Annotated in this window: 12 protein-coding genes; 4 read left to right on the top strand and 8 right to left on the bottom strand. The window is 69.2% G+C overall.

Annotated features, from left to right (window positions below; translation table 11 throughout):
• The first annotated feature begins 81 nt into the window (after positions 1-81).
• Both ACEN9Q_RS11365 and ACEN9Q_RS11360 read left to right on the top strand, forming a co-directional pair.
• On the top strand, positions 82-2,811 hold the full coding sequence (locus tag ACEN9Q_RS11365; RefSeq protein WP_495628470.1) for a TonB-dependent receptor: 2,730 nt from the start codon (positions 82-84) through the stop codon (positions 2,809-2,811).
• 2 nt (positions 2,812-2,813) lie between these two features.
• Positions 2,814-3,767, top strand: coding sequence for a glycoside hydrolase family 43 protein (locus ACEN9Q_RS11360; protein ID WP_495628469.1), 954 nt, complete (start codon positions 2,814-2,816; stop codon positions 3,765-3,767).
• A 169-nt stretch (positions 3,768-3,936) separates the two neighbouring features.
• On the opposite strand, the gene kefC is transcribed toward ACEN9Q_RS11360, so the two are convergent.
• Complete coding sequence (gene kefC / locus ACEN9Q_RS11355; protein WP_495628468.1) at positions 3,937-5,745, bottom strand: glutathione-regulated potassium-efflux system protein KefC; 1,809 nt, start codon at positions 5,743-5,745, stop codon at positions 3,937-3,939.
• Positions 5,735-6,322, bottom strand: a complete 588-nt coding sequence (kefF, locus tag ACEN9Q_RS11350; protein ID WP_495628467.1) for a glutathione-regulated potassium-efflux system oxidoreductase KefF — start codon at positions 6,320-6,322, stop codon at positions 5,735-5,737. The genes kefC and kefF overlap by 11 nt, the downstream gene beginning before the upstream one ends.
• Positions 6,323-6,484: 162 nt before the next feature.
• Between kefF and ACEN9Q_RS11345 the strand changes: the two genes are divergently transcribed.
• Positions 6,485-6,814 carry a hypothetical protein gene (locus tag ACEN9Q_RS11345; protein WP_495628466.1) on the top strand — a complete coding sequence of 110 codons (330 nt, stop codon included), beginning with the start codon at positions 6,485-6,487 and terminating at the stop codon, positions 6,812-6,814.
• A gap of 122 nt (positions 6,815-6,936) precedes the next feature.
• Here the strand turns inward: ACEN9Q_RS11345 and lpdA are convergent, their stop codons facing one another.
• From lpdA to ACEN9Q_RS11320, 5 genes are all read right to left on the bottom strand, one after another.
• Positions 6,937-8,337 (bottom strand): dihydrolipoyl dehydrogenase, encoded by a 1,401-nt coding sequence (gene lpdA, locus ACEN9Q_RS11340; protein WP_495628465.1) that lies wholly within the window; start codon positions 8,335-8,337, stop codon positions 6,937-6,939.
• A 4-nt stretch (positions 8,338-8,341) separates the two neighbouring features.
• Entirely contained in the window at positions 8,342-9,694 is a 1,353-nt protein-coding gene (locus ACEN9Q_RS11335; RefSeq protein ID WP_495628464.1) for a dihydrolipoamide acetyltransferase family protein, read from the bottom strand.
• Positions 9,695-9,698: 4 nt separating this feature from the next.
• Positions 9,699-10,739 carry an alpha-ketoacid dehydrogenase subunit beta gene (locus ACEN9Q_RS11330; protein ID WP_200958351.1) on the bottom strand — a complete coding sequence of 347 codons (1,041 nt, stop codon included), beginning with the start codon at positions 10,737-10,739 and terminating at the stop codon, positions 9,699-9,701.
• A gap of 4 nt (positions 10,740-10,743) precedes the next feature.
• Positions 10,744-11,976 carry a 3-methyl-2-oxobutanoate dehydrogenase (2-methylpropanoyl-transferring) subunit alpha gene (locus ACEN9Q_RS11325; RefSeq protein WP_495628463.1) on the bottom strand — a complete coding sequence of 411 codons (1,233 nt, stop codon included), beginning with the start codon at positions 11,974-11,976 and terminating at the stop codon, positions 10,744-10,746.
• Between the two features lie 218 nt (positions 11,977-12,194).
• Positions 12,195-13,175 (bottom strand): alpha/beta fold hydrolase, encoded by a 981-nt coding sequence (locus ACEN9Q_RS11320; RefSeq protein WP_495628462.1) that lies wholly within the window; start codon positions 13,173-13,175, stop codon positions 12,195-12,197.
• 131 nt (positions 13,176-13,306) lie between these two features.
• Here ACEN9Q_RS11320 and ACEN9Q_RS11315 point away from each other — a divergent pair, with 131 nt between their 5' ends.
• Positions 13,307-13,945: a TetR/AcrR family transcriptional regulator gene (locus ACEN9Q_RS11315; RefSeq protein ID WP_056444630.1), complete on the top strand. Its 639-nt coding sequence runs from the start codon at positions 13,307-13,309 to the stop codon at positions 13,943-13,945.
• 3 nt (positions 13,946-13,948) lie between these two features.
• Here ACEN9Q_RS11315 and xth read toward each other — a convergent pair whose 3' ends face one another.
• Positions 13,949-14,734 carry an exodeoxyribonuclease III gene (gene xth / locus ACEN9Q_RS11310; protein ID WP_495628938.1) on the bottom strand — a complete coding sequence of 262 codons (786 nt, stop codon included), beginning with the start codon at positions 14,732-14,734 and terminating at the stop codon, positions 13,949-13,951.
• Between the last annotated feature and the right edge of the window lie 88 nt (positions 14,735-14,822).

Below are 14,822 nucleotides of genomic sequence, written 5' to 3'. Positions count from 1 at the left end.
GCGGGTTCAAGCGTGCGTCGTTCACGTTAGGTTTGCGTTAGCTTCCCGATAAAACTTATTACTAATAATCGGGAGAATCGCATGACCACGTTCCAGCTCCGGCCCGTGTGCGCGGCCATCCTTGTGCTGCTCGCGCACGCGGCCAGCGCCCAGACCGGCGACGCGCCGCAGCCCGCCCCGATCCAGCAGGTCACCGTCACCGGCCTGCGCGGCAGCATCCGCAGCGCCGAGGCGATCAAGCGCGACTCGGTGCAGGTCGTCGACTCGATCAACGCCGAAGACATCGGCAAGTTCCCCGACCGCGCAGCCGGGGACGCCCTGCAGCGCATCGCCGGCGTGCAGGTCGGGCGCGACCGGGGCGAGACGAGCCAGGTCATCATCCGCGGCCTGCCGGACGTCGTGACGACCCTGAACGGCATGGAAATTTTCACGGGCAACGGGCGGCGCCTGCAGTACCAGGATCTGCCGGTGCAGTCGATCGGCGGCCTGGACGTGTACAAGACGGCGACGCCGAACCAGCTCGAAGGCGGCATCGCGGGCGGCATCGACGTGCGCCTGCGCCAGCCGTTCGACCTGAAAGGCTTGAGCGTCACGGGCTATGTGGAAGACCGGCGCCAGAAGGTGACGGGGTCCAGCGCGACGGACACGAAGAACAACCCGGGCGGCGGGTTCTCGGCCAGCAACCGCTGGCACACCAGTTATGGCGAGATCGGCGCGCTGTTCGACGTCGCGTTCAACCGCGAGCACTGGGGCTTTCCCGTGCAATGGGTCGACCGGCCGGACCGCGTGCACTCGGTCGACGCGAACGGCGTGGGCACGCGCCTGAACGACGGGCCGCTCGCGCCCCTGACGCCGGGCGCGCGCCTTGGCGAACTGCCGAACGTGGGCGGCATCTACAACGCCGGCGACCGCGACCGCGGCAGCATCCACGGCGCCCTGCAGTGGAAGGTCAACCCGACGCTGGAAGCGAACGTCCAGTACCTCGGGACGGGCTACCGCGCGCGCAGCGCCGTCGACTACATCCTTGCCATCACGACGTGGACCCCGACGCTGTACAACGTGCAGCTGGCGCCGCAGGGCGACTATTGCAGCACGCCGGAGGGTGTCGTGTGTCCGATCCAGTCGGCGTACGCGCAGGCGAAGCAGTTCGGCGGCCCGTACGACTGGGACCCGTACACGGCGACGTCGACGTGGGGCGTGAAGGAACACACGACGTCGCACTTCCTGAACGTGGGCCTGAATTACCGCGAAGGACCGTGGAAGGCCGGCTCGAACTTCGCGTGGACCAGGTCGACGTTCGTGAACGACACGGTGATCGTCGACCAGCAGATCCCCGGCGCCAGCGTGGGCGTCTACACCTACGGCGCGGACGGCCACGGCGGCTACTCGAGCGTGAGCACGCCGACGAGCCCCAACGCGCTGCGCGATCCGGACGCCTTCGTGCTGCGCGGGATGGTGCAGAACTGGGGCATCTCGAAGGGCGAGCAGGTGCAGTGGCGCGGCGACGCGTCGTACCGCCTCGGCGACGGCTTCCTGTCCGGTATCGACGCGGGCCTGCGCCTGTCGAACCACCGCGCCAGCTTCCACGGCGCCGAAGGGCACAGTGACATCGCGGGCGCCGTGCGCGCCAATCCGGTGGCCGCGTTCGGCCCCGGTTTCGAATCGCTGGCACCGGGCCTCGATCGCCTCGGCGGCCCGTGGCTTACGCCGTCGCGCGACTTCCTGATCGACCAGGCCGACGCCGTGCGGACGTTTTACGGCGCCGCGCCGGGCCGCGTGGCGGACGACCCGACCCGCACGTTCGAGCAGCGCGAAAGCACGAACACGGTGTACCTGGCGGCGCGCTGGAAGACGAAGGCGGGCACGATCGACCTGTCCGGCACGTTCGGCGGGCGCTACGTCCGCGTGGCGCGCAACCTGAACGGCAACAGCCGCATCGGCGACACGGTCACGCCGATCGCCGTCAGCTCGACCGAGAACAACTTCCTGCCCAGCGTTGCGGCCGTCGTCGGCTGGCGCGAGAACCTGCAGTCGCACCTGTCGGCCGGCAGGACGATCACGCGGCCGGACTTCGCGTCGCTGAATCCCGCGCTGTCGCTGATTCCGCCCACCGTCAACGCGCCGGGCACCGGCACGGCCGGCAACCCGAACCTGCGGCCGACGCGCTCCGTCAACACCGACGCCACGCTCGAATACTACTTCCCGAAAAACGGCTACGCGCAGGTCGCGCTGTTCCACCGCGACATCAGCGGCTACCTGCAGAACATGGAGTCGGACGAAGTCATCGGCGGCCAGAACTATCGCGTGACGCGTCCGCAGAATTCCGGCACCGGCACCCTGCGCGGCGCCGAATTCGGCATCCAGAAATTCTTCGACTTCCTGCCCGGCCCGTGGAACAACTTCGGCGCCCAGTTCAACTACACGTGGATCGACGGCGACAACCAGGTCCTCGTATCGCCCACGAGCACCGAGTACCGCACGGCGGCGCTGACGAACGTCGCGAAGAAGAACTACAACTTCGCGCTGCTGTACGAGGGCAACGGCATCACGGGACGCCTGACGGCCACGCACCGCGGCGCGTACGTGGAGCAGATCGCCGAGCCTCGCTTCGGCATGGACCGCATCGTCAAGGCCACCACGTTCGTCGACCTGAGCGTGTCGTACGCCATCAACAAGCATGTGTCGCTGCAGTTCGACGCCATCAACCTGACGCACGAAAAATACGAGAGCTATCTGGCGTCGCCGATGATCCCGCGCGACATCCGCTACAACCCGACGACGTACGGCGTCGGCCTGCGCTTCTCGTTGTGACGATGAAGACGTACCGCAACCCGGTGTATCCGGACGTGATGGCCGACCCGTTCGTGCTGCGCCACGACGGCGTCTACTACGCCTACGGCACGGCGCCCGGCGCCGCGGACGGGCGCCAGGTGCCGGTGCTGCGTTCGACGGACCTGGTGGACTGGGAACCCGTCGGCCATGCATTGCTGCCGATCGGGGAGACCCACTACTGGGCGCCGGAAGTCGCGAGCCACGACGGCCGCTTCTACATGTACTACTCGGCCGGATCAAAAGCGGAAGGCACGGACCAGAAGCTGCGCGTGGCCGTCGCCGACCACCCGGCCGGCCCGTTCACCGACAGCGGCAAGCTGCTCGTGCCCGACCAGCCGTTCGCCATCGACGCGCACCCGTTCCGCGCGCGGGACGGGCAGTGGTATCTGTTCTACTGCGTCGACTTTCTCGAGACGGAAGGCGATGACCGCGTCGGCACGGGCATCGTCGTCGACCGGCTCGTCGACATGACGACCCTGGCCGGCGCACCGCGCGTCGTCGTGCGCCCGCACGCGGACTGGCACGTGTTCCGCAAGGGCCGCGCGATGTACGGCGGCGTCTACGACTGGCACACGGTGGAGGGCGCGGCCGTGCTGTGCCACGACGGGCGCTACTACTGCTTCTACAGCGGCGGGGCGTGGGAGCGCGACAATTACGGCGTCAGCTGGGTCGTCGCGGACGATCCGCTGGGACCGTACACGCGGCCCGCCGGCGGCCACGCAGCCCTGTTGATGCGCACGCCGAAGGGCGGCGGCCTGCTGGGGCCGGGGCATAATTCGTTCGCCGTGTCCCCGGACGGGACCACGACGTGGATCGTGTACCACGCGTGGGACCCGGCGCGGACGGCGCGCCGCATGTGCATCGACCGCCTCGACTGGAACGACGGCACGCCGTCGACGCCGGGGCCGACGTGGACGGCGCAACCGGCGCCGTAGGGCACACACCGTCGTTCCCGCGAAGGCGGGAACCCAAGTGCCTTCAATTATCCGCCTACGTGAGGTGTGCGTGGATGACGTAAAAATGGGGTTCCCGCCTGCGCGGGAACGACGTTTGTCACGGCCCAATCCCAATCGCTGCCCGTGTCCTCGTCAACGTTGTCATGGCCTAATCCCAGTCGCTCCCCGTCTCCTCATCGAACGCCTCGCGGTCGCGCGAAATCATGGCCTCCAGTTCCTCGCGCGCCTGCTTGGCCATCGACACGAACGTCTCCCGGTCCTTGTAATACGGGTACACCGTGTCGAGCGTCTGCTTGTTGTAGCGCCTGAACTTGAGCGCCGCCTGCCGCGTCGCGTACGCACTCTGGCCCAGGCCCGCCGTCATCACGGAGCGGCCCAGCCGCAGCGCCGCCTCGAACGTCTCGCGCTCGATCAGCTCCACGCCGCGGTCCATCAGCTGGTAGTAATGGGTGACGTTGCGGGCGCGCGCGAACACGGGCAGGTCCGGATACTCGCGCCGCACGGCGTCCACGAGTTTCAGGCTGTCCTCGATGTCGTCGATGGCGACGACGACGGCGCGCGCCTTCGCGGCGCCGGCCGCGCGCAGCAGGTCGGGCCGCGTGGCGTCGCCGTAGAACACCTTGAAGCCGAAGTTGCGCAGCACCTCGATCTGGTCGGGGTCGTGGTCGAGCACCGTCAGGCGCACGTGGTTCGCGTGCAGGAAGCGGCCGACGATCTGGCCGAAACGGCCGAAGCCGGCGACGATCACATGGTCCTCGTTCGGCTCGATGCGGTCGGCGTCGCGCTTGCGCCCCGCGCATTCGCGGCGGGCCGCGAGGCGGTCGTAGGCCATCAGCGCGAGCGGCGTGACGACCATCGACAGCGCGACGACGACGACCAGGATCGACGCGACGCTTGGTGAGAACACGCGCGCGGTGGCGGCCGCGCCGAACACGACGAACGCGAATTCGCCGCCCTGCGCGAGCAGCAGCGCGAATTGCAGGTGCTGGCCGCGGGCGATGGCGAGCCCGCGCGACAACCCGTACAGCACCGCGACCTTGATGGCGAGGAAGCCCGCGACGAGGCCCAGCACGAGCCCCGGCTGGGCGAGGAAGACCTCGAAGTCGACCGACATGCCGACGGCGATGAAGAACAGCCCGAGCAGCAGGCCCTTGAACGGTTCCAGGTCGGTCTCGAGCGCGTGGCGGTATTCGGAGTCGGCCAGCAGCACGCCGGCCATGAAGGCGCCGAGCGCCATCGACATGCCGACCCATTGCATCAGCAGCGAGATCGCGATCACGAGCAGCAGGGCGAACGCCGTGAAGATCTCGCGCGCATCCGTCTTGGCGATGATGCGCAGCAGCGGCCGCAGGAGGAAGCGGCCCGCGACCACGAGGCCCGCCAGCACGCCCGCGACCTTGAGCGCCGCGATCCACGCATTGCCCCCGCCGCCGGCCGATTCGGGCACGCCCAGCAGCGGCACGATGGCGATCATCGGAATCGCCGCGATGTCCTGGAACAGCAGGATCGCGAAGCCGGCCTGGCCGGCCGGCGTCGGCATCAGGTTGCGTTCTTCCAGCGAGGCGAGGGCGATCGCGGTGGACGACAGCGACAGGCCGAGGCCCGCGATCAGGGCGACTTTCCAGTCGATCCCGGCCAGCAGCGCGGCGGCGAACAGACCCGCCGCGACGCCGGCGACCTGCGCGCCGCCCCAGCCGAAGATCGGGCGCCGCAACGCCCACAGCCGGCTCGGTTCCAGTTCCAGGCCGATGAGGAACAGCAGCAGCACGACGCCGAATTCGGCGAAGTGCAGGGCGTCCTCGCCGTCCGCGATCAGGCGCAGGCCGAACGGGCCGATCACGATGCCTGCCACGAGATAGCCCAGCACGGCGCCCATGCCCAGCCGCTTCGCCAGCGGCACCACCAGCACGGCGGCGCCCAGGTAGACGACCGCGTTCTGCAGCAGATTATGTTCCATGGCCGCGCTCCGCCTGTCCCGCCGCGGCGAGGCCGGCATAGCCTTCCAGCCGGTGCCGGAATTCGGCCTCGTGGGCGTCGACGGCGTCGGGGGACACCTGCGCCGCCCCGTGCATGACGAGCGGCGCGATCCAGTCCATGCCGCACAGCGCGGCCGTCGCCTCGTATGGCGCGAGGAAGTCCGCGAACGGCCGGCCGTGCAGGCCGCCGGGCCCGTAGGCCTCCGGCCCGCTGCCGGTCGTCGTGACGAGCCAGAAGCTCTTGCCGCGCAGCGCGCATTCGCCCACGTGGTTGTCGTCGTTATACGCCCAGCCGGGTTGCAGCACGACGTCCATCCATTCCTTCACGAGGGACGGCATGCCGTACCAGCGGAACGGATGCACGAAGACGAGCAGGCGGGCCGTGCGCAAGAGGGCGCGTTCGTGGTCGCCGTCGATGTCGAAGTCGGGATAGATGTCGTACAGGTCGCGCACCTCGACGCCGGGCAGCGCACGCGCCGTGTCGGCCAGGCGGCGGTGGACGGGCGAGCGGTGCGGCGCCGGGTGGGCGTAGATCACGAGGATGTTCGGTTCGTTCATGCGTTGTTCTATTTATGCAACACCGTTTTATAGCATATCCCGCATGCGTGCCTGGCGTCATTCTCGCCCGACATGTCCTACAAGCCAGCCGGGTGCATGCCTATAGCCGTCCCGCGCCGGGAGGATCAAGATGGTCGTCGACGCGAACGAATGGAGAACCTCATGTCCATGCAGAGCGAAGGCAAGGATGCCAAAGGGCGCAACTACGACCAGGTGACGAAGGACGGCACGAGCGCGGCCGGCACGCTGGGCGCCGGCGCCACCGGCGACTCGGGAACCAGCGCACGATCCGATACGGGCGGCAATCTGCAAAAAGGCCGCACGGACGATCTGCTGAGCAACGACGCCGACCGCGACGGCGAAGGCTATGTCGGCGAAGAAGCGGGCGAACTGCAGACGGGACTCGGCGGCATCGGCAGCCTGAGCACCGGCAACGCGGGCAGCCGCCAGTCGGAAGAGGCCGAGGACGCGGGCAAGCGCAAGCGCGATTGACATCGAGCAAGGCCCGGCCTGGTCCGGGATCGGGGGCGTGCCAGCGGCCTGGTGCGCGGCGCGGGTGGAATGTGTCGGGGGCGACGCATGGCCACCCGCGCTTTTCTGCGTGCGGCGCGTGGTCAGATGTGCAGCGCGTGTCCGAGCGCCCTGAGCGCCGCCTCCTGCACCGCCTCGCCCAGCGTCGGATGCGCGTGGATCGTCCCGGCGACGTCTTCCAGCTGCGCGCCCATCTCGATCGACTGCACGAACGCGGTCGACAACTCGGACACGGCCCCGCCCACGGCCTGCCAGCCGACGATCACGTGATTGTCCCGGCGCGCGACGACGCGCACGAAGCCGTCGGTCGACTCCAGCGTCATCGCGCGGCCGTTGGCGGAAAACGGGAAGCTCGCCTTGATGCAATCGACGCCCGCCTGCGTGGCGTCCTGCGGCGTCATGCCGACGACGACCACTTCCGGGTCCGTGAAGCAGACGGCGGGAATCGCGGCCGGCGTGAAATGGCGGCGCTTGCCGGCGACGATCTCGGCCACCATCTCGCCCTGCGCCATCGCGCGGTGCGCGAGCATCGGTTCGCCCGTCAGGTCGCCGATGGCCCACACGTCGCGCATCGACGTGCGGCACTGGTTGTCGATGCGGACGAAGCGTCCGTTCATGTCGAGCAGCAGGCTTTCCAGCCCATAGCCTTCCGTGCGCGGACGGCGGCCGACGGCCACCAGCACGCGGTCCGCCGCCAGCACGGTCTCCTCGCCGCCGCCGTTCTTCATGCGCACGCCGCGGCCGTCGTCGGCCAGCCCCAGGACGCTCGATTCGAGGTGGACGGCGATCCCGAGCCGCGCAAGGTTCGCCGCCACCGGCTTCACGAGTTCGTCGTCGTAGGCCGGCAGCACGCGTCCGGCCGCTTCCACGACCGTGACTCGCGCCCCCAGCTTGCGGTAGGCGATCCCGAGTTCCAGGCCGATGTACCCGGCGCCCACGACGACGAGGTGGTCGGGCAGCGTGGCCGGCGCCAGCGCCTCCGTCGACGACACGACGTTGCCGCCGAACGGCATGGACGGCAGTTCGACGGGCGTCGAGCCCGCGGCCAGCAGCAGGTGCTCGCAGCGGATGCGCAGCACGTTGTCGCCGGCCGCCACTTCGACCGTCTTGCCGTCCAGGATGCGCGCCCAGCCCTGCACGACCTTCACGCCGTTCTTTTTCAGCAGCGCGCCGACGCCGCCCGTCAGCCGCTTGACGATGCCATCCTTCCACGCGACCGTGCGCGCGATGTCGATGGCCGGCGCGCCCGTGCGGATGCCCAGCGGCGACTCGCCCGCGTAGCTCGCCGCCTGGTGAAAGGCGTCGGCCGCATGGATCAGCGCCTTCGACGGGATGCAGCCGATGTTCAGGCACGTGCCGCCGAGGTCCGCGCCCTCGACGAGCACGGTCGGGATGCCCAGCTGGCCGGCGCGGATCGCCGCGACGTAGCCTCCCGGGCCGCCGCCGACGACGAGCAAGGTGGTGGTTTCCATGTTCAGTCCCATGCGTTCACTCCACGAACAGGGTGGCCGGCGACTCGAGGTAGCCGCGGATCGCCTGGATGAATTCGGCCGCCACCATGCCGTCGATGACGCGGTGGTCGAACGAGGACGACAGGTTCATCAGCTTGCGCGCCACCATGCCGCCGTTGCGGATCACGGGCCGGTCGACGATGCGGTTCACGCCCACGATCGCGACTTCCGGATGGTTGATGACCGGCGTGCTGACGATGCCCCCAAGCGCGCCGAGGCTCGTGATCGTGATCGTGGAACCGGACAGTTCGTCGCGCCCCGCCTTGCCGTGGCGGGCCGCGTCGGCCAGCCGGGCGATTTCCGCCGCGCTTGCCCACGGGTCGCGCGCTTCCGCATGGCGCACGACGGGCACCATCAGGCCGGCGTCGGTCTGCGTCGCGATGCCGATGTGCACGGGCCGGTAGCGCGTGACGACGTTCGCCTGGTCGCCGCTCTCTTCCGTCACGCGCGCGTTCACGTCGGGGAACCTGCGCACGGCGAGGACGACGGCGCGCATCAGGAGGGGCAGCAGGGTGAGCTTGCCGCGGTCCTCGCCGTAGCGCGCGTTCAGCTGGCCGCGCAAGGCTTCCAGCTCCGTCACGTCGACTTCCTCGACGTACGTGAAATGGGGAATCTGGCGCTTCGCGAGCTGCATCTTTTCTGCGATCTTGCGGCGCAGGCCGATCACGGGGACGGCCTCCTCGCCGTCCAGTTCCGCATAGCGTCCGTCGGGAGTGGCCGCGTGGCCGCGCCGCTGGCCCGCCACGTGCGCATCGAGGTCGGCGTGCGTGATGCGGCCCGCCGGACCGCTGCCCGCCACGTATTGCAGCTGGATGCCCAGGTCCCACGCGCGCTTGCGCACGGCCGGCGCGGCCAGCGGTTGTTCGCCCGCCGCGCGCAAGGCCGGCGCCGGCGCGCGCGAAGGCGCGTGTGCGGGTCCGTGTGCGGGTGCGGGACGCGCCGGGGCCGCGGCGACGACCGGTGCGGCCTGCGCGACGCTCGCCGCCGCTTCCGCCACGCGCGCCGGTTCCGGCACGAACCCGTGCGGCAGGGCGGCCGGTTCGTCGGCGGCGGGCGCAGGCCGCGCGGCCGCCGGCGCATTCCCCGCGCCCTCGACGTCGAGGCGGATCAGTTCCGCGCCCACCGCCAAAGATTCGCCCACCTTGCCGCCCAGCGCGACGACCGTGCCGTGCACCGGCGACGGTATCTCCACGGTCGCCTTGTCCGTCATGACGTCGGCCAGGACCTGGTCTTCGACGACGGCATCGCCCGGCTGCACGCGCCATGCGACGACTTCCACTTCCGCGATGCCTTCGCCCAGGTCCGGCATCTTGATGACATGCATACCCATCTGCTCAGGCCTCCATCGCACGTTTGAATGCCGCGCCCACGCGGTCCGGTCCCGGAAAATACGCCCATTCCTGCGCGTGCGGGTACGGCGTGTCCCAGCCGGTCACGCGTTCGATGGGCGCTTCCAGGTGGTAGAAGCAGTGCTCCTGCACGAGGGCGGCGAGTTCCGCGCCGAAGCCGCTGGTGCGCGTCGCTTCGTGGACGACGACGCAGCGGCCGGTCTTCTTGACCGACGCCACGACCGTCTCCAGGTCCAGCGGCCACAAGGTGCGCAGGTCGATGATCTCCGCGTCGATGCCCGTCTCCTGCGCGGCCGCTTCCGACACCCACACCATCGTGCCGTAGGTGAGCACGGTCAGGTCGGCGCCTTCGCGGAACACGGCGGCCTTGTCCAGCGGGACCGTGTAGTAGCCGTCCGGGACCTCGCCCCGGGGATGCTTGGCCCACGAGACGACGGGGCGGTCGTGGTGGCCGTCGAAGGGGCCGTTGTACAGCCGTTTCGGTTCCAGGAAGATGACCGGGTCGTCGTTCTCGATCGACGCGATGAGGAGGCCTTTCGCGTCGTATGGATTGGACGGCATCACGGTGCGCAGGCCGCACACGTGGGTGAAGAACGCTTCCGGGCTCTGGCTGTGCGTCTGGCCGCCGTAGATGCCGCCGCCGCAGGGCATGCGGATCGTCAGCGGGGCCGTGAAATCGCCCGCCGAGCGGTAGCGCAGGCGCGCCGCCTCGGACACGATCTGGTCGGTGGCCGGATAAAAATAGTCGGCGAACTGGATCTCGACGACAGGCCGCAGCCCGTACGCCGCCATGCCGACCGCCGTGCCGACGATGCCGCCTTCCGAGATCGGCGCGTCGAAGCAGCGGTGCTTGCCGTATTTGACCTGCAGGCCGTCCGTGACGCGGAACACGCCGCCGAAATAGCCGACGTCCTGGCCGTAGATGACGACGTTGTCGTCGCGCCCGAGCATCACGTCCATGGCCGAACGGAGGGCCTGGATCATGGTCATCGGGGTCGTCTTGATGTCCTTGTCGATGTCGCGCATCACCTTACACCCCCAGTTGTTGGCGTTGCCGGCGCAGGTGTTCGGGCATGTCCTTGTAGACGTCCTCGAACATCGACGCGGCGCTCGGCACGCGGCCGTCGATCAGCGTGCCGTGGCGCTCCGCTTCCTTCTGCGCGGCCACGACCTCGGCTTCCAGTTCGGCCTGCAGGGCCTCGTGTTCCGCGTCCGACCACCAGCCCTTCTTGGTCAAGTGACGCCGCAGGCGGCCGATCGGGTCGCCCAGCGGGAAGTAGGTCCATTCGTCGGCGGGGCGGTAGCGCGACGGATCGTCCGACGTCGAGTGCGGACCGGCGCGGTACGTCACCCACTCGATCAAGGTGGGACCGAGGTTGCCGCGGGCCCGTTCCGCGGCCCAGCAGGACGCCGCGTACACGGCGAGGAAATCGTTGCCGTCCACGCGCAGCGACGCGATGCCGGCGCCGACGCCGCGCGCGGCAAAGCTGACGCTCTCGCCGCCGGCGATGGACTGGAACGTCGAGATCGCCCACTGGTTGTTGACGACGTTCAGGATCACGGGCGCCTGGTACACGTGGGCGAACGTGAGGCCCGTGTGGAAATCGCTTTCGGCCGTCGCGCCGTCGCCGATCCAGCCGGACGCAATCTTCGTGTCGCCCTTGATCGCGGACGCCATCGCCCAGCCGACGGCCTGCGGGATCTGCGTGGCGAGGTTGCCGGAAATGGTGAAGAAGCCCTTCGCCTTCACCGAATACATCACGGGCAGCTGGCGCCCCTTCATCGGGTCCGCTTCGTTCGACAGCAGCTGGCACACCATGTCGACGAGCGGATATTCGCGCGCCATCAGGAGGCTTTGCTGGCGGTACGTGGGAAAACACATGTCGCCGTCGCGCAGCGCGAGGGCGTGGGCGCTGCCGATGGCTTCCTCGCCGAGCGACGTCATGTAGAACGACAGCTTCTTCTGGCGCTGGGCGATGACCATGCGCGCGTCGAAGATGCGTGTCTTCATCATCGTGCGCAGGCCGAAGCGCAGGGTGTCCCGATCGAGCCCGGGGTCCCAGGGCCCGATCGCATTGCCGTCGTCGTCCAGCACGCGGATCAGGCCGGACGCGAGGGGCGCCGTGTCCTGGTAGCGGATGTCGCTCGGCGGCCGGGGCGTCGACCCGGCCGGGTGGATGTCGAGATACGAAAAATCGGTCTTGCAACCCGGACGGCCGGTAGGCTCCGGGACGTGCAGCGACAGAGGTTGACTCTGGCTCATAAACGCTCCCCCTTGGTAAGGTGTGTGCGGCAGCAACATATTAATTCCGGAAAGACAGCGCACGCCAGCGCGCGCAAGGAATTTTCGTGCTGCCATGCAGCATGCCGGCGCGGGATCGCCGCGCGCATGCCTGCCGCACCAGGCCGGGACCTTAGCATGCGGCGCAGCGAAGGCGCGCCGATTCGCACAAGGGGAATGCGGACCCGGCGGCCCGACCGTCAACCCTGCGCGGCGGCGGCGCTCCGGTCGCTGCGGCAACCGGCGGCGGCCGCGAGGATGAAGGCGGCGGTCGCCTCCGGGTTCGTCACGGGGAGCATGTGGCCGCCCGCGATCAGCTGCAGGCGCGCGCCGCGCACCTTGTCGGCCAGCGCCTGCCCGTGCGCCTGCGGGTCGAGGATGCGGTCGTCCCTGCCGTACAGGATGGCCACGGGCACGTCGAGCTCGCCGTAGCGCGTCTGCTGCGCGGGCAGGCAATCGGGCAGCGAACGCAGGTCGTCGGACGCGGACAGGAAGGCGCCGGGGCGCAGGCCGAGCAGGGCGCCGCCGCGCGTCGGGAAATCGTGCGGCACGGGTTCCGGGCCGAACACCGCGTCCAGCGCCGCGCGCCCGTTCCTGATCGAGACCGGGGTCGCCAGCGTCCACGCGACGATATGGCGCCACAGCGGCGACAGGATCGTGAGGCCGTCGAACACGGGCGGCACGTCGTCCTGCATGTGCGTCAGCGGCGCGACGAGGGCCAGGGCCCCCACGTGGCGCGGATGATCCAGCGCGAGCGCGAGGGCGAGCGCGCCGCCCAGCGAATGGCCGACGACGAGCGGCGCATCGAGCGCCAGGGTGTCGATCAGCGCGGCGAGGATGACGGCCTGGGTGCGCAGGTCCGCCGGCGTGCCCGGCGCGCGCGTCGAGTAGCCGGCGCCGGGGCGGTCGACCGCGACGACCCGGTGGCGTCCCGCGAGGCGGGCCGTGACGCCGTAGGTGAAGTGGTCGAGCTGGCCGGCGAGGCCGTGCACGAGCAGGATCGCGGGCGCGCCGGGGTCGCCGCCGAACTCGCGCACGTGCAGGCGCGCGCCGGGCACGTCGACGAAGCGTCCCTTCGGCGGCAACAGGGCTTCGACCTTGCGTTTCATGTACACGGTGAACAGGCAAGCCAGCGCGACGAACAGGGCCGCGACGGCCAGGACGGACAGGACGATAATCATCGCTGGATCGCTTTCTCGAGGAGGCTCCGGTCGGCGCGCCGAAGCATGGCGTCTCGCGTCGCGGATCGTGTAATATTGACACCATATATTGTCACAAGTTGATGCTGAATGTTCTGTGCGAAAATAGAAGGATGCCTCCAGAATCTTTACAACCGGCCCGGCCCTATCGCGGTGTTCCGCAAGACGAACGCCGCGCCCAGCGGCGCGCCCAGCTGATCGGGGCAGCCGTCGCCGTGTATGGCGAGCGCGGCTATCGCCTGTCGACCGTCAAGGCGGTCTGCGAAGCCGCCGGGCTCACCGAACGTTATTTTTACGAATCCTTCGCCAACAGCGAAGAACTCTTGATCGCGTCGTTCAACGCCGTCACGTACAGCGTGCTGGGCGAGATCACGGAGGCGGCGCACCAGGCCGGCCGCAGCCGGGTCGCGCGGGCGCGGGCGATGCTGCACACTTATTTCGCGGCGCTGCAGCGCGAGCCGCGCTCGGCGCGCGTGTTCCTCGTCGAGATCCGCGGCGTCAGCCGCGCCGTCGACAAGGCCTTCGACGGCGCGCTGCGCGCCATCGGCGAACAGGTCGGCCGCCTCGTCGTGCCGCCCGGCGTGCCGGCCGATCCGCTGCTGGAAGCGGGCATCGTGGGCGGCGTGATCCACATCGCGCTGCGCTGGATCGAGGACGGTTACACGCCCGACATCGAAATCGTCACCGACAGCGCGCTGCGCCTCGGCATGGTGTTGGGACGGGCGCCCGCGCGCGGCACGGCCGCGGCCTGACGCTCAGGCCAGTTTCGGCCAGTCCAGCTCGATCCACGTGGGCGCGTGGTCGCTCGGTTTCGGGCGCCCGCGCACGTCGCGGTCGACGCCCGCGGCCTTGAGTTTCGGCGCCAGCGCGGGGCTCAGCAACAGGTGGTCGATGCGCAGGCCGGCATTGCGGCCGTACGCGTCACGGAAATAATCCCAGAAGGTGTAGATGACTTCATCCGGATGCATCGTGCGCAGCGCGTCCGTCCAGCCCTGGTCGAGCAGGCGCCGGTACGCTTCCCGCGTCTCCGGGCGGAACAGCGCGTCGTCGAGCCAGCGCTCGGGCTTGTACACGTCGAGTTCCGTCGGCATGACGTTGTAGTCGCCCGCGATGACGATCGGGGCGCCCGTCGCGATCAATTCCTGCGCGCGCACGTGCAGGCGCGCGAACCAGCGCAGCTTGTAATCGAACTTGGGACCCGGGGCCGGATTGCCGTTCGGCAGATACAGGCAGGCGACGAGGATGCCGTTCACGATGGCCTCGATGTAGCGGCTTTGCTCGTCTTCCGGGTCGCCCGGCAGGCCGCGCTGCAGTTCCTGCGGCTCCGTCCCGCGCGCGAGGATCGCGACGCCGTTCCAGCTCTTCTGGCCGTGCCAGATGGGGCAGTAACCCGCCGCGCGGATCTCCATCTCCGGAAATTTCTCCTGCGGCGCCTTGAGTTCCTGCAGGCAGGCGACGTCCGGCTGCGTCTCTTCCAGCCATTGCAGCAGGGCGGGGAGGCGGCTGTTGATGCCGTTGACGTTGAAGGTGGCGATGCGCATGGGGTCTCTCATGGGTTGTCGTTGCCGCTATTCTGACCCGAGAACGCCGCCGGCGCCGCACGAAGCTGGAAAGTAGTCAAACTACGTA

The organism is Massilia sp. Masssp93 (assembly GCF_059491295.1).
The sequence above is the reverse complement of the archived record's forward strand: the minus strand, read 5'-3'. Positions and strand labels throughout refer to the sequence as shown.

Bases quoted from the DNA above. Each gene is read 5' to 3' on its own strand.
- ACEN9Q_RS11365 (WP_495628470.1), top strand. From the start codon at position 82: ATGACCACGTTCCAGCTCCGGCCCGTGTGCGCGGCCATCCTTGTGCTG.
- ACEN9Q_RS11360 (WP_495628469.1), top strand. From the start codon at position 2,814: ATGAAGACGTACCGCAACCCGGTGTATCCGGACGTGATGGCCGACCCG.
- kefC (WP_495628468.1), bottom strand. From the start codon at position 5,745: ATGGAACATAATCTGCTGCAGAACGCGGTCGTCTACCTGGGCGCCGCC.
- kefF (WP_495628467.1), bottom strand. From the start codon at position 6,322: ATGAACGAACCGAACATCCTCGTGATCTACGCCCACCCGGCGCCGCAC.
- ACEN9Q_RS11345 (WP_495628466.1), top strand. From the start codon at position 6,485: ATGTCCATGCAGAGCGAAGGCAAGGATGCCAAAGGGCGCAACTACGAC.
- lpdA (WP_495628465.1), bottom strand. From the start codon at position 8,337: ATGGGACTGAACATGGAAACCACCACCTTGCTCGTCGTCGGCGGCGGC.
- ACEN9Q_RS11335 (WP_495628464.1), bottom strand. From the start codon at position 9,694: ATGGGTATGCATGTCATCAAGATGCCGGACCTGGGCGAAGGCATCGCG.
- ACEN9Q_RS11330 (WP_200958351.1), bottom strand. From the start codon at position 10,739: ATGCGCGACATCGACAAGGACATCAAGACGACCCCGATGACCATGATC.
- ACEN9Q_RS11325 (WP_495628463.1), bottom strand. From the start codon at position 11,976: ATGAGCCAGAGTCAACCTCTGTCGCTGCACGTCCCGGAGCCTACCGGC.
- ACEN9Q_RS11320 (WP_495628462.1), bottom strand. From the start codon at position 13,175: ATGATTATCGTCCTGTCCGTCCTGGCCGTCGCGGCCCTGTTCGTCGCG.
- ACEN9Q_RS11315 (WP_056444630.1), top strand. From the start codon at position 13,307: ATGCCTCCAGAATCTTTACAACCGGCCCGGCCCTATCGCGGTGTTCCG.
- xth (WP_495628938.1), bottom strand. From the start codon at position 14,734: ATGCGCATCGCCACCTTCAACGTCAACGGCATCAACAGCCGCCTCCCC.